This window comes from Sporosarcina sp. FSL K6-6792 (assembly GCF_038004885.1).
GTDB classification, from domain to species: Bacteria; Bacillota; Bacilli; order Bacillales_A; family Planococcaceae; genus Sporosarcina; species Sporosarcina psychrophila.
Genome location: NZ_JBBOSA010000001.1, coordinates 282,398 through 301,623, shown reverse-complemented (window position 1 = coordinate 301,623; position 19,226 = coordinate 282,398). Strand labels below are relative to the sequence as shown.

The 19,226-nt window shown below is 42.2% G+C and carries 15 protein-coding genes and 1 other RNA gene; 3 read left to right on the top strand and 13 right to left on the bottom strand.

Features of this window, described 5'->3' with window-relative positions:
• Positions 1-6 precede the first annotated feature (6 nt).
• The 6 genes from MKZ26_RS01365 to MKZ26_RS01340 form a co-directional block, all read right to left on the bottom strand.
• Positions 7-1,134, bottom strand: coding sequence for a THUMP domain-containing class I SAM-dependent RNA methyltransferase (locus MKZ26_RS01365; protein WP_067210287.1), 1,128 nt, complete (start codon positions 1,132-1,134; stop codon positions 7-9).
• A 170-nt stretch (positions 1,135-1,304) separates the two neighbouring features.
• Positions 1,305-1,689: RNase P RNA component class B (rnpB, locus tag MKZ26_RS01360), an RNA gene on the bottom strand.
• Between the two features lie 48 nt (positions 1,690-1,737).
• Positions 1,738-2,034: a cell division regulator GpsB gene (gene gpsB / locus MKZ26_RS01355; protein ID WP_067210288.1), complete on the bottom strand. Its 297-nt coding sequence runs from the start codon at positions 2,032-2,034 to the stop codon at positions 1,738-1,740.
• Positions 2,035-2,115: 81 nt separating this feature from the next.
• Entirely contained in the window at positions 2,116-3,402 is a 1,287-nt protein-coding gene (locus MKZ26_RS01350) for a ribonuclease H-like domain-containing protein (protein WP_340763972.1), read from the bottom strand.
• On the bottom strand, positions 3,392-5,674 hold the full coding sequence (locus MKZ26_RS01345) for a DEAD/DEAH box helicase (protein ID WP_340763970.1): 2,283 nt from the start codon (positions 5,672-5,674) through the stop codon (positions 3,392-3,394). The genes MKZ26_RS01350 and MKZ26_RS01345 overlap by 11 nt, the downstream gene beginning before the upstream one ends.
• Complete coding sequence (locus MKZ26_RS01340; RefSeq protein WP_340763968.1) at positions 5,671-6,042, bottom strand: YppE family protein; 372 nt, start codon at positions 6,040-6,042, stop codon at positions 5,671-5,673. Before MKZ26_RS01340 ends, MKZ26_RS01345 begins: the two co-directional genes overlap by 4 nt.
• 842 nt (positions 6,043-6,884) lie before the next feature.
• Here MKZ26_RS01340 and MKZ26_RS01335 point away from each other — a divergent pair.
• The 3 genes from MKZ26_RS01335 to MKZ26_RS01325 all read left to right on the top strand — a co-directional run bounded on the left by MKZ26_RS01335 (position 6,885) and on the right by MKZ26_RS01325 (position 11,371).
• Positions 6,885-7,733 (top strand): DegV family protein, encoded by an 849-nt coding sequence (locus MKZ26_RS01335; RefSeq protein ID WP_340763966.1) that lies wholly within the window; start codon positions 6,885-6,887, stop codon positions 7,731-7,733.
• A 369-nt stretch (positions 7,734-8,102) separates the two neighbouring features.
• Positions 8,103-8,738 (top strand): Holliday junction resolvase RecU, encoded by a 636-nt coding sequence (gene recU, locus MKZ26_RS01330; protein ID WP_340763964.1) that lies wholly within the window; start codon positions 8,103-8,105, stop codon positions 8,736-8,738.
• Positions 8,735-11,371: a transglycosylase domain-containing protein gene (locus tag MKZ26_RS01325; RefSeq protein WP_340763963.1), complete on the top strand. Its 2,637-nt coding sequence runs from the start codon at positions 8,735-8,737 to the stop codon at positions 11,369-11,371. The genes recU and MKZ26_RS01325 overlap by 4 nt, the downstream gene beginning before the upstream one ends.
• Positions 11,372-11,427: 56 nt before the next feature.
• Here MKZ26_RS01325 and MKZ26_RS01320 read toward each other — a convergent pair whose 3' ends face one another.
• The 7 genes from MKZ26_RS01320 to dinG form a co-directional block, all read right to left on the bottom strand.
• Positions 11,428-11,775: a YpoC family protein gene (locus tag MKZ26_RS01320; RefSeq protein ID WP_340763962.1), complete on the bottom strand. Its 348-nt coding sequence runs from the start codon at positions 11,773-11,775 to the stop codon at positions 11,428-11,430.
• The gene (gene nth, locus MKZ26_RS01315; RefSeq protein WP_067210310.1) at positions 11,765-12,418 is read right to left on the bottom strand and encodes an endonuclease III; all 654 of its coding nucleotides are present in this window, start codon (positions 12,416-12,418) and stop codon (positions 11,765-11,767) included. Before nth ends, MKZ26_RS01320 begins: the two co-directional genes overlap by 11 nt.
• 10 nt (positions 12,419-12,428) lie before the next feature.
• On the bottom strand, positions 12,429-13,142 hold the full coding sequence (locus MKZ26_RS01310; RefSeq protein WP_067210312.1) for a DnaD domain-containing protein: 714 nt from the start codon (positions 13,140-13,142) through the stop codon (positions 12,429-12,431).
• 28 nt (positions 13,143-13,170) lie between these two features.
• Entirely contained in the window at positions 13,171-14,466 is a 1,296-nt protein-coding gene (asnS, locus tag MKZ26_RS01305) for an asparagine--tRNA ligase (RefSeq protein ID WP_067210314.1), read from the bottom strand.
• Between the two features lie 188 nt (positions 14,467-14,654).
• Positions 14,655-15,848, bottom strand: a complete 1,194-nt coding sequence (locus MKZ26_RS01300; RefSeq protein ID WP_340763960.1) for a pyridoxal phosphate-dependent aminotransferase — start codon at positions 15,846-15,848, stop codon at positions 14,655-14,657.
• 13 nt (positions 15,849-15,861) lie between these two features.
• Entirely contained in the window at positions 15,862-16,341 is a 480-nt protein-coding gene (locus tag MKZ26_RS01295; protein ID WP_340763959.1) for a cell wall elongation regulator TseB-like domain-containing protein, read from the bottom strand.
• A gap of 70 nt (positions 16,342-16,411) precedes the next feature.
• Entirely contained in the window at positions 16,412-19,189 is a 2,778-nt protein-coding gene (gene dinG / locus MKZ26_RS01290; RefSeq protein WP_340763958.1) for an ATP-dependent DNA helicase DinG, read from the bottom strand.
• Between the last annotated feature and the right edge of the window lie 37 nt (positions 19,190-19,226).

Genomic DNA, 19,226 nt, shown 5'->3' with positions numbered 1-19,226 from the left:
TATCAATTATTGACGTTGGCCCCAGAACTGATACAAATCAGTACGAATAAAACCATTGAATAATTTCCTTTTCTTCGTTGCTCTATGTCCGTACATTTTTTCATAATTTTCCAATGAAGACAACATATAAACAGACCATGATGGATAGTTTTTCATTATACGGCCAAGTTCCTGCGTAATTTCTTCAGCCTCTTCTACCTCACCAAGACGTTCACCGTATGGCGGATTCCCCACCATAACTCCGTTCAAGCCCTCTAACGTCAAGTCCCGCACGTCACATGTTTGGAACTTGATCAAATCCATGAATCCAGCTCCTGCCGCATTCTCTTGTGCCACTTTAATCATTCGGGGATCATAATCAAATCCTGAAATATCAAGTGGTTGGTCGTATTTTGCGAGGTCTTCCGCTTCTTCACGAACTTGATCCCAAATATTTTTATTGATCCATGGCCACTCTTCACTTAAAAATTCACGATTGTATCCAGGTGCAATGTTTTGCCCGATCATCGCAGCTTCAATTGCGATTGTACCTGAACCACAAAACGGGTCAACGAAAGGACGATTTGGATTCCAACGTGACACTTTCACAAGCGCTGCTGCAAGTGTCTCTTTCAACGGTGCATCCCCTTGTGCAAGTCGATATCCGCGTTTATGTAGTCCCGTTCCACTTGAATCGATCGTTAATGTTACTTTATCTTTTAAAATCGATACTTCCAATTTGAATAAAGGACCTGATTCATCAAAGAAACCAATTCGTTTATAAGCAATCTTCAAGCGTTCAACAATCGCTTTTTTTACAATGGCCTGGCAATCAGGCACGCTGTACAAAGTAGATTTCACTGATTTACCCGCAACTGGAAACTCTGCGTCAACTGGCAAAAAACGTTCCCATGGAATCGCTTTTGTCTGTTCAAATAAATCATCGAACGTCGTAGCCTCGAATTCACCTGCAACAATACGAACACGGTCCGCTACTCGGAGCCATAGATTCGTTTTTGCAATCGCCAATTCATCGCCCTGGAAATAAATCTTCCCATTTTCCGAAGTCGTTTTATAACCAAGAGCTTTTACTTCATCTGCCACAAGTGATTCAAGCCCCATTGCAGATGTTGCCACTAGTTTAAATTCAGTCATGCATTTCCAACTCCAATTCTATACCATCAATCATTTCCATGAATTCATCAAGGGTTAACTTTTTATAGTATTGCCAATATAACCATATTTTTTTCACACTTTAATTCTCCAAAAGAAAAGCTCCCCATCTTATTGGAGAGCAATCAATTTAAAAATAATACCATAGGAAATTCGATAAGCCATGTTTTGTTCCCGTGTACTCAAACGGCTCACGCCTCGTACTTAGGGTGGTAATCATCTATCTACAGGTATACACCTGTCTCTTCCTACAGTTCATTTCCCTCGGAAGAGTGCCCCTACCATAGTTTGGGTTTCTCACTCGTGGGGTTTACCGCGTTCCATCTGACCCGTTTCCGAGACAGCTACGTCACTGTGGCACTGTTCAGGGAACCTCATCCATATCCGAAGACTTAGGATTTATTCCCGCCGTCAACGCGTTATACGCGAAGCCACGGCTTATTCTTTCGCCGAGCACGAACACTACGGTCATCTCAGATCCGTGTGAGCATGGACTTTCCTCTACAACATAGGATGTTGCAGCGATTACCTAAATTCCACTATGTTATTTTTAGTATACCGTACTTATGTTTCATTTACAATATATTATTCTTGATCGAAGAGTTTACTTCCGAAAACATGCTTTTCCAGATTTGAAATTCGCTTCAATATATCAAAGTTCGTTGTTCCAGCACTTCCAGCCGCAGGGCGTTTTTGTGCAGATTCAAGTTCTCTTTGCATGCGTTCATTTTCGGTACGCAATTCTGTAATCGTCTTTTTAAAAGCTTCATAGTCATGAATAATATCATCAAGGAAGAGATCTACTTCTTCCTGATTATAGCCGCGAAGGCCCGTTTTAAATTCCTTCTCAAGAATCGTTTTTGTATCCAATTTAGTGTCCATGAAAAATCGCCCTTCCGTCTCTGTTTACATACCGTTGATTATAACATATATTGTCCGACTTTGTCTTACTAAAGCCGACTTTTAACCGTTTTTTGTCGCTTCGTGCGCTTGCCTGGGAAATAATTTTCTAGTTATCCTTATTTCCCTTTTCAAGAAATCATTTCTCGAACGTGCCCGAAATCTTTCCGCCAAGTAGGAATCCGCCTTCAGGAGCTTAATCGCCTCTTTCGTGGAGTCTAATGCCTTGTTTAACTCTTTCAGCTTATGCTCGTAAAGCTTCGCTAATTCCTCTAATGCGATAATTCGTTCACGTCCGGTAAGACCTGTTGCCGCTATCTTGAATGAAGAGACTGCCTCCTCGTAAGCCTGTTCCCTTTTCAAGACGAACCCGAAGTGAAAATGTGTCGCGGGATGATTGATCCCATACTCGGCAATGACACTTTCAAAGATTTGTTTACTACGGTCATGCGACTTTAAATCACCAAACCATTTCCCAATATTCGTATGGGTCACGGCCGATTCTCGGACATCGCTTTTCAATAGCAAATCGGTTGACCGTATATAAAGCGCAACTAGTGAAAGGATATCCCATTCATTATGGACGAGAACTTTCATTAATAGTTCCGCGCGACCATTCTTAACAGCATCTTGGTAGATGATTGGCGCCATATGCCCTGGGATATCTCCTTGTCGGAAGAAACCAAGTTGTTCCTCCTCAATTGCAGGTAGTCGAAACGTTGCCATCTCACCTTTCCAAATACGTCTGGAACCATGCAACAAATCGATTTGGGTATGCTTGAGAAGTGGCGGTAATTCTTTACGGTTCATCGTCCACCGTGTTTCCACCATTGGGATATCAAAACTTTTGCCATTATACGTAACGAGTGTCGACGGCTTTTCCCATAATCCAGTTGCATAAAGGAATGCCGCTTCGTGATCAGGACCCGGAAGGACATACTGCGTCATTTTAAAAGATGATGCCGTCTGTTCAATGAACCCCATGAGGAATATCAGTGTGCCTGCACCTTTTAAACCTGTCGTTTCTGTATCAAAGAAAACAAGCGGTTTTGAAAAATCCGGTGACAGTGGATGCACTTCACCGGACTTCTTCCATTTATCGATCGTTGACTTCAAACCCGAAAGAATAATGTTTCCGTGCTGATGGTCAGTGTCGTATTCAACAATACGTTTATAGACGATGCCGTGTTTATTTACGGCTTTTGTCAAACCCGCGTCCAGCCACTGCTGTTCATAGGCAGGTACTTTTGCAACAGGTTTTACAACTTCTGGCACATCTTCAGCTACCATTTTAGTAGTTGTTTTTTTCAACAACTTCTTCATTTGCATCAGTTTCTGTTCATATGACATTACGTTCCCCTCCTGCTAGGGTCTTAAGAAGGGATCCGACATCCTGTTTCATGCCCATACCAGCTTCTTGCGCACCGATACAAACTGGACAACCCGACTCGCAGCGACAGGTGGACACATGATCAGCCGCTTTTTGCAACAGCTCGTCCCACCGTTCAAAGATTTTTTCACTCAGACCTATCCCACCTGGGTAACTGTCGTAAATGAAAATAGTCGGCTTGCCAGTATGAACGGCTTTCACTTGTGGCACAACATGGATATCCGTTTTATCGCAGCGGACGAATAACGGGATAAATGACTGGATCGCATAGGCTGCACCCGTCATCGCATCCGTTAGTCCAGCGCCCGTCCATCCTTCAGGTATATCGAATGTATACCACGTAGAAGACGTATGCAATTCTTCCGCGGGCAATGATATTGGACCGGAACCGATATTATCATGTGTATCGAATCTAATTTTCTTGAAAATCGTCGGGATTGCAAGTACAGCGATATCACCATAAGCGGCCTTGTAATCTCCGAACTGTTCAGCGATATCTTCATTCATCACTTTTAGTTCCACTGCAAGATTGGCATCCGTGAAGTAATCGACATCGACTTCTGTGACATAGGCTTTCTTTTCATCCCAATCCAATTGCTCAACTTGGAACTGGGTTCCTTGATGGATATAAATTGCTTCTTCATGGAGGAGCGTCATCGCACTAAAACGATCCATCTCCCCTATGACCTTCGTTTCTTTTGGATATGTTTTATCAATAATGATGACATTTTCCTGTGTTGCAGAGCGAAGACTCACTTCACTTGCTGGAAAACTGTCTGTCATCCAATGCCATTTGTCTGTAGTCTTAATCAAAACCCCTTCGCTTTCAAGGAATGCGAGTAATTCTTGAACGTCAAATTCACCATATGTTTCTGTCGAAGAAAATGGCAGTTCAAATGAAGCACATTTAAGATGATCCATTAAGATAAACATATTATCCGGATGAATCCGTGCTTCTTCTGGTGATTGGCCAAGTAGATAGTCGGGGTGTTCAATAATATATTGATCGAGAGCCAGGGATTGGGCGACGTAAATAATGAGCGCCTCATCTTGCCGCCTTCCCGCACGCCCTGCCTGTTGAAATGCACTCGCAATATTTCCCGGGTAACCTGTCATAATACACGCTTGTAGTTGCCCGATATCAATGCCAAGTTCAAGTGCATTTGTACTAACAACCGTACGGATAGCTCCATCCCGAAGCCCTTTTTCAATTTTCCGACGTTCTGAAGGTAGGTAACCTCCCCTATAGCCCATTACCGTTTCATCGAACAGTTTCTTTTTCGTCAATGCTTTCATATACGTGACAAGCATTTCAACTCGTACTCGGCTTTTTGCAAAGATAATCGTTTGGATGCCTTCCCTGTATAAAAGCGCGGCGATATCTCGCACTTCGAGTACAGCACTTCTTCGGATACCAAACGTTGGATGGACGACCGGTGGATTATAGAAGACAAAATGTTTCTTTCCGGCGGGTGCTCCATTTTTGACGATTACTTGCATATCCGCATTTATCAATGACTTAGCTAGTTCTTGTGGATTTGCAATTGTCGCAGATGTGCAGATGAACACTGGGTCACTGCCATAATAGTTACAGATTCGTTTCAACCTTCGCAGCACATGTGCGACATGACTGCCGAAAACACCTTTATACGTATGCAATTCATCGATGATGATGTATTTTAAGTTTTCGAATAACGACACCCATTTTGTATGATGCGGCAAAATACCTGAATGCAGCATATCGGGATTTGTCAGCACGATATGACCCGACTTCCTCACCTTCGAACGTAACCCAGGCGCAGTATCCCCGTCGTATGTATAACTGAGGATAGTTTCCCCACTCGCTTCAATCAACTCATGGAGATCCGCCAACTGATCTTGGGCCAGTGCTTTTGTTGGAAACAAATAAATGGCTCTCGATGTATCATCTTCAAGGATGCTTTGCATAACGGGTAAATGATAGCAAAGGGATTTTCCGGAAGCTGTCGGTGTGACGGCAGTAAAAGAATGTCCGGATGATGCCAGATCGAACGCTTCTCTTTGGTGACTATATAATTTATCGATTCCTTTTGACGCAAGTGCTTTAATAATCGATGGATGGAGTTTTTCCGGAAATTCAGCGTAGATTGCTTCTTTCCCAGCAATCGTTTTAGTATGGATGACGTTAGCGGAAAAAGAGGCGTCAGTGCGCAGTTTTTCTAACACTTCGTGAACCGCTTTCTTCTTTATCATCGTACTTCGCCTTCTTTTTCAAGACGTAGTGCGTCCAAAATTGTTTTTAACGTATATTCAGCTGAATTAATCGATAAGATAAAACGTTTTTTACCTGTCTTTTGATAAAATGACTGGACGATGAATTGCTTCATAGAGTCAGTCAGTGTTTCAATTTGAATTGGATGAACATATTTCGGCTTGGCTGTCTTGATGAATTCAGATACTTCCTCTGTCCATTCATCAAGCAACGTATGATATTGATCTGCATATGGTTTTACTTCTATGAAAAAATCGGGTTCCCGATCGAGTTCTCTCATCTGCGCATGGCGCTCGAAGCATTCCTTACAAACAGCAAGTAGCGCTTCAGTTTTGTGTTGTAGATTCATAATGATACACCCTTTCCGGACGTTTCTTTTATTTTAACAGATATGACCGAGATGCACCAAATTCATAGGAACGTATATTCCTTGGTATTACTAATCCTTCATTACTAGATAAAGTGCTATTTAGGTTGATGTATTGAATACGTCATATGAACTATTCGCAGGCGCCTTACAAGGGGACAGTCGGAACCATAAGACTGGCAGCGAAGCTTGTCAGGCTTATGGGAAGCCACTGAAAAAGTTCTTTTTATAGTAAGAACTAGTTGATTGTAGTGAAGAGCGGCGACTCCAGCGGGAACAGCGCGAGCTGAAGACCCCGCTGGAAGAGCCGTTACGAAGAACGGCTTTTGCTCCCAACGCTAGCGTTGGGAGCAAAAGCGCTAGCGTTGGGAGCACGGGGCAAGAATGCCTTAATTTCTGCCAAGAACGCAGAAATACGGCAAATCGAACCCTCTGCTGTTCGATTGGCTGAAGCCGTGCCCGCGAAAAGCGTCCGCTCGGAACGGAAATCAACGGGATTGAAGGAAATCGTACTTTTTCAGTGCCTTATTTTATTGCGGAAGGCATCCCTAAAGCGTCGAAGCGTTATTAATTGGAATCATTAGCACAATCTATATAGTTAATTTTTCAGCTGGACTACTTGCACTCTCCACTTTTCCCCAGCAGAATAACGTCTTTGATACAAGTGTACATCATAATTATGTTCAAATTATGTCACAGAAATTAAAACTTCTTCTCTATATGACAACTAATACTAGTGCTCCTTTCGCGTGTAAGGTACATTAACGATAATAGATAGCTTGTTTCAACGTTAAAATATGCATCATTAAGGGAGAACTTTGTTAATGGCTACGAAAATCGCTTGGATTACTGATACAGCTGCACAACTAGATGAATCTTTTATACGAAAACATAACGTACATATATTACCATTGAGTATCGTATTTGCTGATGGTGTTTTTAAAGAAACAGTCGATATGACACAGGAAGAGTTTTACGACAAATTACGTGTTGCCAAAAATCCCCCCAAAACATCCCAACCCGCTATTGGTGAAATGGTTGCCCTTTATGAAAAACTACAGGAGCAAGGCTATGATTGTGCAATTGCCTTGCATGTGTCTAGCGGCCTATCCGGCACATTTGATAGCTCGCAAACAGCTGCACAAATGGTAGACTTCAAGGTCTATCCAATTGACTCGAAAATCGGCTCCTATCCGATGATCAAAATGATTGAAATTGGCAATGAACTACTTAAACAGGGACATGACATTAAAGAAGTCGTTGCAGCCATCAAAAAAATGACGGAAAATTCCAAGTTATCCTTCATACCTGCTAATCTAAATCAGCTCCATAAAAGCGGTCGTGTCTCTGGAACACAAGCATTTCTAAGTAATTTGCTAAATATTAAAGTGGTCATCTCGTTTGAAGATGGAAAACCAGTGATGAAAGAAAAAGTTCGTGCCAATAAACGAGCTAAAATAAATGTGACAGATTTACTGCGCAGCGACATGGAAAATAGCAGCATCCCAGAAATCGCAGTGATCCACTGTAACAATGTAATGAATGCTGAAAGTTGGAAAGAAGAGCTATTGCAGGAATTCCCAAACTTGAAAGTACAAGTTCTCCCTCTCAGCGTCTGTGTGGGCGTACATGCAGGTGAAGGTACTACTGGGCTAAGCTGGGTGAGGTATTAAAATGTAGGAACTAGATTATGTTTACGAAAATAATAAGCTGACTGCCTTGTACTAATCGGCAATCGGCTTATTTTGGATTGTAATTGGATGTCCATTCTTCTATGATATAACAGCTTTATCGTTACATTTTATTCACATACCTTGTTCCCTTTCTTGTATCCACTCCCCTTTCTACTCTTATCGGCTGTCCTAATTAGTAGCCTTCATTATCTATATCGCCACATTTTTTACGCCCTATATGATAAATAATTATTTCCGATTTATTGAATAGGTTTAAGCTTGTTCAATATCTGGACATTAGATTGCAACTTTCCGAGCACTAATCCGTCCAATTGATATGGTATGATAGTGAGATGCGAGGTGATACCTATGACAATACGCTATCCGAACGGCAAGAAATATATACCCATTCAGAAGATAGGCCATCAAAAAAAAGTCGATCTTTCATTCAGTAACCGAGGGAAGTCATTGGAAGATGAATTGAATGAAACGAATGAGTTCTATTTAAGTCGCGGCATTGCTGTCATCCATAAGAAACCCGTTCCAATCCAAGTCGTAAACGTGAATTATCCGGAGCGAAGTGCCGCTGTCATAACCGAAGCCTATTTTAGGACACCGTCTACAACTGACTTTAACGGAGTATGGCAAGGGAACTATATTGATTTCGAAGCAAAAGAAACCAAGAGTGCGACATCTTTTCCATTGCAAAATATTCATGACCATCAAGTGGAACATATGCAATCTGTGTCAAAGCAAGGTGGAGTTGTTTTTTTCATCGTCAAATTCACTTCACTTGACCGCTATTTTATCGTCCCTTATGATAGTTTTGAGAAATATTGGGAAAGAATGAAAAAAGGTGGAAGAAAATCGATCACACTTATAGAGTTTGAGACCATGTCCTTGGAGATTCTACCACGTTTCAATCCAAGGCTCGATTATTTAAAAGCGGTGTCTATTATGACAACGACATCAAACAATGCAACTGAAAGGCAGGAAGATGTATGAGCGATAATATAAATTCAAGAGCTGGACGCCGAAAAAACATTGAGGCAGAACGCGCAAAGAAAAAAAGTAAAAAGACGAATAAGGGAAAAGGCATCATTAAGAAGATAGTTCTGGCAATCGTCGCCATCGGAGTTGCCATACTAGTTGGCGGCGCGGGCTTATTCGCTTTTTATGCAAGTTCTGCACCTGATCTCGACGAAAACCTTTTAAAAGACCCCTTATCATCTGATTTACTTGATATCCACGGTGATGTCTTCATGAAGTCGGGCGCTGAAAAAAGGGAGTTTGTTCCCTACGCTGAAATCCCGGACCCGATGCAAGATGCAATACTTGCAACGGAAGACGTCCGTTTCTATTCCCACCACGGGATGGATTTTTGGAGACTTGGTGGTGCAGTCATCGCGAACTTTAGAAGTGGTTTCGGTTCTCAAGGAGCGAGCACACTTACCCAACAGGTCATTAAGAACTCATTCCTGTCAGAAGAGAAAACGTTAAAAAGGAAGGCACAAGAAGCATGGCTCGCTTTCCAGCTTGAACGTAAGTATGAAAAAGAAGAAATCTTTGAAATGTACTTCAATAAGATTCTGATGTCCGGAAATAACTACGGATTTGGAACAGCTTCAAAATACTTTTACGGTAAAAGTCTGAATGAACTTGAACTACACGAAGTCGCTATGTTAGCGGGACTTCCACAAAGTCCAAACGGATACAATCCTTATAAAAACCCGGCACGTGCTAAAAAACGACGCAATATCGTACTTGGGCTAATGTACCAGCATAAAAAAATTACTAAAGTCGAAATGGAAGCAGCACAGGCGATGCCAGTCACAGGAACATTACTGGCTGATGACAAAAGACAGGTTAGCAACACAAAATACCCAGCTTATGTCGATCTAGTGCTCTCTGAATTGGAAGAAGCGGGTATGTCACACTTGCTTGCTGAAGGCGTAAAAATTCAAACGAATTTGGATCCTGCAGCTCAGCAATCTGTGGAGAATGCTTTAAATACTAACGATTTATATGAATCCGAAAAAATGCAAGCCGGAATGACCGTTCTTGATACCAAAACGGGTGCAATCGTTGCAGTCGGTGGAGGGCGTAATTATTCCGGAACGGACTGGAACTTTGCTACAGACCAAAAACGTCAACCCGGATCGGTGATTAAACCGATTCTCTCTTACGGCCCAGCCATCGAAAACCTTAGCTGGTCAACAGGAAATACGGTCGTAGATGAACCTTACAACTATAAAGGGACAGATAAAGCCATTCGGAACGTCGACGGTAAATATCAAGGGACAATGACAATTCGAGAAGCATTATACAAATCCCGCAACATTCCTGCAGTAAAAGTGTTTGAAGAGGTCGGTACTGCAAAGGCAGGCGCTTTTGCGAAAGGGCTCGGACTTCCGTTTGATAAATTGAATTCTTCCAATGCACTTGGCGGCGGAGAATATGATTTTTCTACACTTCAGATGGCAGGAGCCTATTCAGCCTTTGGTAACGGTGGGAATTACACAAAACCGTATGCCATCAAGGAAATTATTTTTAGAGATGGAAAAAAAGCACCTAACATGACACCAAAATCCGAAACAGTCATGAAAGATTCGACTGCATATATGGTAACGGACATTTTACGTGAAGTATTAACAGCTGGAACAGGAACCAAAGCAGCTATTTCAGGTCTGGATATTGCCGGTAAAACCGGGACAACAAACTATCCATCTGAAATCATAACAAAGAACGGCTTGAAAAATTCAGACGTTCCCGATTCATGGTTTGCTGGCTATACGACAGATTACACAATTGCCGTATGGGGTGGTTACGAGAAATATGCAACACCTATCACTACATTCGATAAAGGCAGGTATGTCCCTCAAAATCTGTTTCGCATGGTCATGAGTGACATTTCTGCTGGGAAAAATACATCACGGTTCCAAAAACCTGACTCTGTGGAGGAAGCGACGATTGAATACGGTTCAAATCCACTTGTTTTAGCAAGTCGGACGACACCTAGCAATAGGAAGCGTACAGAACTATTCGTCAGAGGAACTGCGCCCGTAGAAGTTGCTGAAGAAGAAATTATCGAACTTGAAGCACCAAATAGTTTGGCTGCTCAATATAATGAAGAAACGAGTTCTATTGATTTAAACTGGTCCCATAATGCTCCAGTTTCGGAAGCTATCATAGGCAATGTAGAGTTCACCGTATTAGTGGGTGTTGATGGAAGCGATATGCAAGAAATGACAACGACAACAGACACGTCAGTTACATTCTCAGGAGCCGAAGCTGGTCGGAAATATACGTTCTCCGTCGTTGCTAAACTCGATGACTTAGTTAGTAGTCCAGCGACTACGACCGTTCAGATTGAAGAGGTTACCGAAGAAGTCCCAGAACCTGATGAAGAAATTGATACTGAAAACCCAGATGGTGAAGACTGGAACAATGGCAATAACGGTAACGACTGGAACAACGGCAATAACGGTAACAATGACAACAACGGTAATAACGGCAACAATGGTAATGGCGGTAACGAGGGTACGCCCCCCGATGATGGAACCGGCACCCCGGTTCCACCAGAACCAGGAACCGGGACTGATGGAACCACTACTGATGACGGTACTGGTTCCCCGTAACTAAACTAAAAAGCAGAAAGCGAAATGCCTAATCAGCATTTCGCTTTCTGCTTTTTTTATTTCTTTTGTATCGACAATCTGGCAACTTTCTTTTTGGTTTCTGTAAATAGTGCATCCAGTTGAACATGGGCGTAATGGCTCGTTATTTTATCTTTCACAAATTCGAAACGTTCTATGCCGTTCAGTGGAAGTAACGTATAAACAACCTGTCCTTTACGGTCATCTAACACTTTCCCACCTTGTTCAAGTAATTCACTATAATTGTCAATCGCCACATTCATCAACTCAACTGCTTGATGATCTTTTTGGTCATAAAAAGCTTCAATTTGATCCCGTACTGTTTCCCATTGATCAAAATAAGGTGCCAGTAGCTCCTTACTTATACGATTTACTTCATTTGGCATTTGCTTTCATCCTCTTCTTCCCTTCCCTGCATAACGGCAGGAGTGGACAAACATTACATCCGGGATTTTGCGCTTTACAATGATACCTTCCGAAAAAAATGATTTGATGATGCGTATCTGTCCATTTTTCCATTGGTGTCCAGCGCATGATTTTTTCTTCAACAGCTAGCACTGAATCTTTCCACCTGTTCATACCAAGTCGCTTCGCTACACGCTCTAGATGTGTATCGATAGCAATAGCAGGTATGCCAAATGCATTCGATACGACAACATTCGCCGTTTTACGGCCAACGCCTGGTAACGTCATCATAACGTCACGATTAGCCGGTACTTCCCCATCAAAATTATCAATAAGCATTTGACTTAGGGCTTGAATATTTTTCGCCTTATTGCGGAATAATCCAATCGACCTGATATCCGTTTGTAGTTCCTCGACATCAACCGCTAGATAATCTTCAGGTGTTTTATATTTTTTAAACAGCTCCGCCGTCACCCGATTCACGAGAACATCCGTACATTGGGCAGATAGCAGCGTTGCTATTGTCAATTCAAAAGGATTGTCATGCACCAGTTCACAATGTGCATCTGGGAACATTTCGCCAAATTGTTCAAGGCAAAATTCCCATTGTTTTTTTGTCAGCATGTACTCCCACCTAATCCCGTTCTTCCAGCCAGTTATAGAAAGGAACACGTTTTACCGAAACAGTTTTTTCTGGCTGCTGTGACGGACGTGTCCCTACGGTCCGGAATGACTTTGTTTGACGCTCAACATCAGACAATGTCTTAACATTTTTCTTTTTCCACTCAAAAAGAATCCGATCGATATACCGGAGACTTAATTTTTGTGCTATGACAGCTTCTTTTAATGCTGCACGGATAATTTCGACTGTATGTCCATCGTCATCCAACCACATCGTGATTGATTCGCACTCCATTGGTGACAGAAAGCGTCCAAACTCTTGTTCAAACAGCGAAAAAATTTCTCCTTCCGCGTTCTTATGGGTCTCTTCCTCAGCCTCATTCGTTGCGAATGCAATCTGATCGACTAATCGATCCCACAATGGCTGCAAAGAAAAAGTTTCATGTAAAACCCCTTTTTGATCTTCACTTTGACCAATTCGGAGTAAACCGTGTTGCATTAAACGTTGTAAAACCATGGATACTTCATTTTCCGTTAAATCCATACGACTTGCAAACTCGTTAGGAGTTGGGAAATGATTGCCCTCGGATTTATATGCTGTCATATGCATGATTAGCATTGCGTCCAAATCTTTGATCCCGAGACTTTTATAATTGTGAAAAAAGAGCTGGGAAATGTTTACATTCCCCTGCTCAATCCAAATTCGGAGCCGTTCTTCGTGTTGCATGTCCGAACTCCTCTCTTCTATTTAGGTATTAAGGATACAATCTGTTCAATAGACGTGGGAACGGAATCGTTTCACGTACGTGTTCTACACCGGAAATCCAAGCGACAGTACGTTCAAGTCCGAGCCCAAATCCTGAATGCGGTACTGCCCCATATTTACTAAGGTCCAAGTACCATTCATAAGCAGACTCATCTAGGTTATGCTCTTTAATTCGTTGTTTCATCAGCTCATAATCATGAACTCGTTCAGAACCACCGATGATCTCTCCGTAACCTTCAGGAGCTATCAAATCCGCACACAAGACAACGTCGTCTCGGTCAGGATGTGGTTGCATGTAGAACGGCTTGATGCCGATTGGGTAATGTGTGATGAATACTGGCATATCATAACTTTCAGCAATCGCTGTTTCGTGCGGCGCTCCAAAATCTTCTCCCCATTTAATGTCATCAAAGCCGTTATCATTCAGGAATTTGATGGCATCATCGTATGAAATACGTGGGAATGGCGCTTGAATTTTTTCAAGCTTAGACAAATCACGATCAAGTCTTTCTAGTTCAATTGGACAGTTTTGTAGCACTGATTGAATAACATGCGTCACATACTGCTCCTGTACAACCAAGCTTTCTTCAAACTCAACGAAAGCCATTTCAGGTTCAATCATCCAAAACTCAATCAAATGACGGCGTGTTTTTGATTTTTCTGCACGGAATGTCGGCCCAAATGAGAACACTTTTCCAAGTGCCATAGCCGCAGCTTCCATGTAGAGCTGACCTGATTGTGAAAGAAATGCGTCCTCATCAAAATATTTTGTTTTGAACAGTTCAGATGTTCCTTCTGGTGAAGAGCCTGTCAAAATGGGAGGATCTACTTTAACAAATCCGTTCATATGGAAAAACTCATACGTTGCACGAATTACTTCGTCGCGGATTTTCATAACAGCATGCTGTTTACGAGACCGGAGCCATAGATGACGGTGGTCCATCAAAAACTCTGTTCCATGTTCTTTCGGTGTGATTGGATAATCGACTGCTTCATGAATAACTTCAATTTCTTTCACTTGTAGTTCATAACCAAATGTAGAACGCTCATCTACAGTTACTTCTGCTGTAATATAAAGAGAGCTTTCTTGTGTCATTGATTTTGCTTTTGCAAAAATATCTTCGCCTACAACTTCTTTAACTACGACTCCTTGTACGAATCCCGAACCGTCACGTAGCTGTAGGAAAGCAATTTTTCCGCTAGAGCGTTTATTGGCAAGCCATCCACCGATACGAACTGTTTCACCAGCGTGGTTTGGCATTTCATGTATCATGATTGTTTTCATAATAACCTCCGAAAGTTAAACTTCTCTATTTTTTAAAAGACATGAAAGTATAAGTTACAATATGGAATAATGTCTAGCTCCAGGCGCCACCCCCTCGGGTCATAAGCCGTTTTGCTGTGGGGCTTGAAGTACGCCTCCTCGCAAACCGTCTTATGCCTGTCGGGGCTGGACGGCGCCTTCCGCTTTTCTTAGTCTTTCCAATTTGCTGCTACAAATGCATGAATACGTCGAATTGCTTCTTCAAGTAATTCGATTGATGTTGCATAAGACAACCTAATAGTATCCGGAGAACCAAAACCAGATCCAGGGATTACAGCGACATTTGCTGTCGTCAATAATGCAGCTGCGAAATCATCCACATTCGCAAACCCTGTGTTCTTTACTGCTTCTGATACATCCGGAAGAAGATAGAAAGCGCCTTGCGGCTTAATAACGTTAAACCCAGGAATAGCCGATAGTTGCGGATAGACCTGTTCCAAACGAGACTCAAAAGCTTTACGCATCGTTTCAACTGCATCTTGCGGCCCATTATAGGCTTCGATTGTCGCATACTGGGAAGTTGTCGTCGGATTTGACGTCGAGTGACTTGCAAGATCTGTCATCGCATTAACAACTTCTTCATCACCCGCTATATAACCAATCCGCCAGCCAGTCATTGAATGTGATTTGGATACACCATTAATAAGCAGTGTCCTTTTTTTGGCGTCATCGGAGAGCTGGGCAATGGAAACATGTTTCGCCCCATCATATACAAGTTTTTCATAAATTTCATCCGAAATAATCCAGATGTCTTTGTCTTGACAAACATCGGCAATTTGCTGTAATTCTTCTTTTGAGTAAATCATGCCTGTCGGATTTCCCGGCGAGTTGATGATGACTGCTTTTGTTTTAGATGTAACCGCGTCACGGATTTGCTGGGCCGTCACTTTAAATTGTGCTACCGCGGTCCCTTCGATATGTACAGGAACTCCTCCTGCTAACTTCACTTGTTCTGGATAACTGACCCAGTAAGGCGATGGAATGATTACTTCATCGTCCGGATTGAGAATAACTTGGAACAAAGTATATAGTACATGCTTTGCACCAATCCCAATCATGATTTCTTTTCTAGAATAGTCTAATCCCTGGTCTTTTTGTAGCTTTTGAATGATGGCATCTTTTAGAGCAGGCAGACCCCCGGCAGGCGTATATTTCGTCTTGCCTTCTTTCATCGATGTATACGCCGCTTCAATAATGTTAGCAGGTGTATTATAATCAGGCTCTCCCGCTCCAAGACCAATTACATCTATACCTGATTCCTTCATTTCTTTCGCTTTTGCCGTTATGGCAAGCGTCGTTGATGGCGAAAGAGTATTCACCCTGGATGCTAATGATTTCGTCAACTGTATCGCTCCCTTAGAGATTCAATATTCGTTTCCACCATTGACCGTTCTCGAAAAACACATAAACGTAATTAAGTTTTCCGTTATCACTTTTAAATGCGACTTCCCAAACTGGGCCCTCTTCCTCTAGGCCAAGCTTTACATGAAGAACTTTTTTTACATCCAGTTCCTTTTTGACGTTTGCAACAGCCTTTTCTGCCGAAATCCCATCCGTCAACTTCACTTCTTTAAAACCATCTTTTGAGTTTTCATCAACGAAGACCGCTTTTTCTTTGCCATCCGCGTCCACACCGAATACCGTTACAGTCGGAACTGTACCATTGAAAACATCAGCAGAACTTACTGATGCGAGTTGTCCCGATTGAACCGCGGATTCGATTGCTGCCTTTTTAGCCGCCGAAAAAGGTTTTTCGGCATTAACTAAAACCATGACGGTGATGACCGAAGTTAACATTATAAGGAAGACGACGATGAATTTAATCCAATTCAGCATAAATCTTCACGTCCTGTACGTCGTAAAAATGTTTTTTTCGAATCATTATGACTCGCTTCCTTTAAGATACCTATTCATTATAGCAATTTTCGAGTTCATTAACCATATGTTCGAGTGACACTTTTTTCACAGGTACATTTGGAAATGCCTCCAAGAAACGCGGGCCATACGACTTTGTTTCAATCCGTCTATCCAAAATAATGAAAAAGCCCTTATCTGAAGATGAACGAATGAGTCTGCCGAAACCTTGCCGTAATCGCATAACCGCTTCTGGTAATGCATGCTCAGTGAATGGATTCATCCCAGAAGCCGTCAGCTTAGCCGCCTTCGCCTTGTAAACTGGCTCTTCTGGGGATGAAAACGGTAGCCTGACGACGATAACGGCAGCCAATGCATCTCCAGGTACGTCGACACCTTCCCAAAAGCTGTTCGTTCCAAATAGAACGGAATTAGTAAACTGCCTGAAAGACTTCAATAATCGGATCCGACTACCTGAACTAATTCCTTGCGCAAACAATGTATAATCCTCTAACTGCTGACTTTCTGATATTAGATCATAGGTTTTTCTGAGCATGTCTTGTGAAGTGAACAAGACAAAGAGCCTCCCGCCCGTGGCCAAGACAGTCTGAACGACCGCATCTGTAACGGCTTCGATATAATCTGATTGACTGACTTGCTGAATATCAGGCATATCGTTAACAATGAATACTTCCGCACCTTCATAGAAATGAGCAGGCGCATCAAATGTTAAGAGTGGTATTGAATCAGTGATACCCAACTGTCTTGCAATGAAACGCTCATTTTCCGGAATCGCAAGTGTTCCAGATGTCCACACAATGCCGGTTTGTTCATCCTTCAGCCTGTCAATGAGCGCACGAATCAGCCCAGATCCATCTAGTGAACGTTTGATAACAGTTAGACTCCCCGGAATACTGCGCATATCTTTTTCCATCCAAACTGTAAAATCATCTAAATTTTCATCTACAAAGACTTCAACCCATTCTCCCGCTTTGATGGTCATTTCACGGACCCAAAAATCCCATTCCGAAAGTAGTGCCTGTTCATTCTTGGTCATATTGTCAAGATGAATTGCTAAGCCGCTTGTGAACAATTCAGCTTGATGAATGTAGTCTGACATCGCTTCAGCAACTTTTGAAAAATCGTTTCTACCATAGTTCAGTTCAGCTAACGAATAAATGATTCTGTTGCCCTGTTGCTTCTTGCGCTTTGCAGGGTTAAATGTAGTCAAGATGCCTACCGCATAATCGAACAATGTCAAAAATTTCATAAATGCAGAATCCAACTGAGCTCTACTGCGAGATTGATTTGTTCCGAATTGAGTATTAAGCCTATCAACCTGATGCAACAGTTGTCCCGTCGCATCAGACGTTATTTGTCCCATTACATACTTCCAATTCGTGTAGGAAAATACGGTTTCATTCATAAATGTTGCCGCTTGAACAAATTGATGGGCCTCATCGACAATGAGTCCAGCGAGTGAGCTGAAAATCTTTTGCTCTCTATTCATATCAGAAAGGAGCATGGAATGGTTTGTGATGATTAAATTTGAATGTCCGCATCTTTCCAGCAACCTGTAATGATAATCAGCAACTTTTTCATCTTTTGCAAGCACATTGGACCGCTTTCGAATTCGGTCTACAAACAGCTGGCCTCCACCCGATACATTCAGTTCTTCCAAATCACCTGACACAGTTTCCGTAAGCCAGACAAGTGTTTGCATGATGGCAAACGTTTCATCATACGACTCATCAGCAATTCGTAGCAGTTCCTCGAATTTACCAAGTGAAATGTATTGCTCTCTACCTTTCAATACGGTCGCAGTCACATCAAATCCAAGTATTAGTCTGGCTTTACCTAGTTCTTCGTCCAATATTTTATCAGCAAGATGATTGGTGTATGTACTGATAACCACTGGTTTCCCAATCGCTATTGAATGAATTGCTGCTGGTAAGAGATAAGCCATGGTTTTTCCGATTCCAGTCGGCACTTCTGCAATAATTTCTGATTGTCCAGACAATGCATGCCAAACTGTATCCATAAATCCAAATTGCGATTCCCTTCGCTCAAAATCAGGATAAGCTTTTTTCAATTGAGCCGTTTTCTCCTGATTGTCGATTGGGTACACAGGATGATCAAAGTGATTATCCCTTGCAATGGACATATTCCGATAAGGGATTCCCCGGAAAAATGAATAATCCGGGCTTATTTTTTTCATCCGCGCCATTTTTAACGCTTCGTAGAAAAGGGTCGAAAGATCGGATTTCAATCGAAACGATCTACGGTGCAGAAGATTCAGCGTATCCTCTGGTAATGTATGCAATTTAGCCATGCAAATAAGAAACAGCTTTGCAGTCGCCTCTGCATCATCATCAGCGCGATGGGCCGACCCCAGCGGTATCCCAAGCTCTTCAGTAATATCTTGTAACCTGTAACTTGGAGCGGATGGGATTAAGATTTTAGAAAGTTCAACCGTGTCGATTTTCTTCCCTGCCCACTTACCTACACCGCATCTCGCAAACTCACTTTGGAGGAAAGACAAGTCGAAGTCAGTATTATGTGCTATAAATACCGTCCCTTCCAAAAGGCTAGCAACTTCTGCTGCAATTTCATCAAAAAACGGTGCGTCTTTCACGTCTTCATCGGAAATAGCCGTCAATTGACGGATGAAAGCCGGGATTTTTTGTCCTGGATTTACAAAACGGACATACTTCTCCCCAATTACCCCATCTTTTATAAACACAATCGCGATTTGAATCATCCGATCCCCTTTAGCCGGTGAATGGCCGGTTGTTTCAAGATCGACGACTGCATACGTTTTGTTGTGCATTCAATCATCAACTTCCTGTTTAACATACTACTGCAGA

Coding starts and splice junctions, on each gene's coding strand:
- recU (WP_340763964.1), top strand. CDS start 8,103: ATGACAATACGCTATCCGAACGGCAAGAAATATATACCCATTCAGAAG.
- MKZ26_RS01335 (WP_340763966.1), top strand. CDS start 6,885: ATGGCTACGAAAATCGCTTGGATTACTGATACAGCTGCACAACTAGAT.
- gpsB (WP_067210288.1), bottom strand. CDS start 2,034: ATGGACACTAAATTGGATACAAAAACGATTCTTGAGAAGGAATTTAAA.
- MKZ26_RS01310 (WP_067210312.1), bottom strand. CDS start 13,142: ATGCAACACGAAGAACGGCTCCGAATTTGGATTGAGCAGGGGAATGTA.
- nth (WP_067210310.1), bottom strand. CDS start 12,418: ATGCTGACAAAAAAACAATGGGAATTTTGCCTTGAACAATTTGGCGAA.
- MKZ26_RS01295 (WP_340763959.1), bottom strand. CDS start 16,341: ATGCTGAATTGGATTAAATTCATCGTCGTCTTCCTTATAATGTTAACT.
- MKZ26_RS01340 (WP_340763968.1), bottom strand. CDS start 6,042: ATGAATCTACAACACAAAACTGAAGCGCTACTTGCTGTTTGTAAGGAA.
- MKZ26_RS01350 (WP_340763972.1), bottom strand. CDS start 3,402: ATGTCATATGAACAGAAACTGATGCAAATGAAGAAGTTGTTGAAAAAA.
- MKZ26_RS01365 (WP_067210287.1), bottom strand. CDS start 1,134: ATGACTGAATTTAAACTAGTGGCAACATCTGCAATGGGGCTTGAATCA.
- dinG (WP_340763958.1), bottom strand. CDS start 19,189: ATGCACAACAAAACGTATGCAGTCGTCGATCTTGAAACAACCGGCCAT.
- MKZ26_RS01345 (WP_340763970.1), bottom strand. CDS start 5,674: ATGATAAAGAAGAAAGCGGTTCACGAAGTGTTAGAAAAACTGCGCACT.
- MKZ26_RS01320 (WP_340763962.1), bottom strand. CDS start 11,775: ATGCCAAATGAAGTAAATCGTATAAGTAAGGAGCTACTGGCACCTTAT.
- MKZ26_RS01325 (WP_340763963.1), top strand. CDS start 8,735: ATGAGCGATAATATAAATTCAAGAGCTGGACGCCGAAAAAACATTGAG.
- asnS (WP_067210314.1), bottom strand. CDS start 14,466: ATGAAAACAATCATGATACATGAAATGCCAAACCACGCTGGTGAAACA.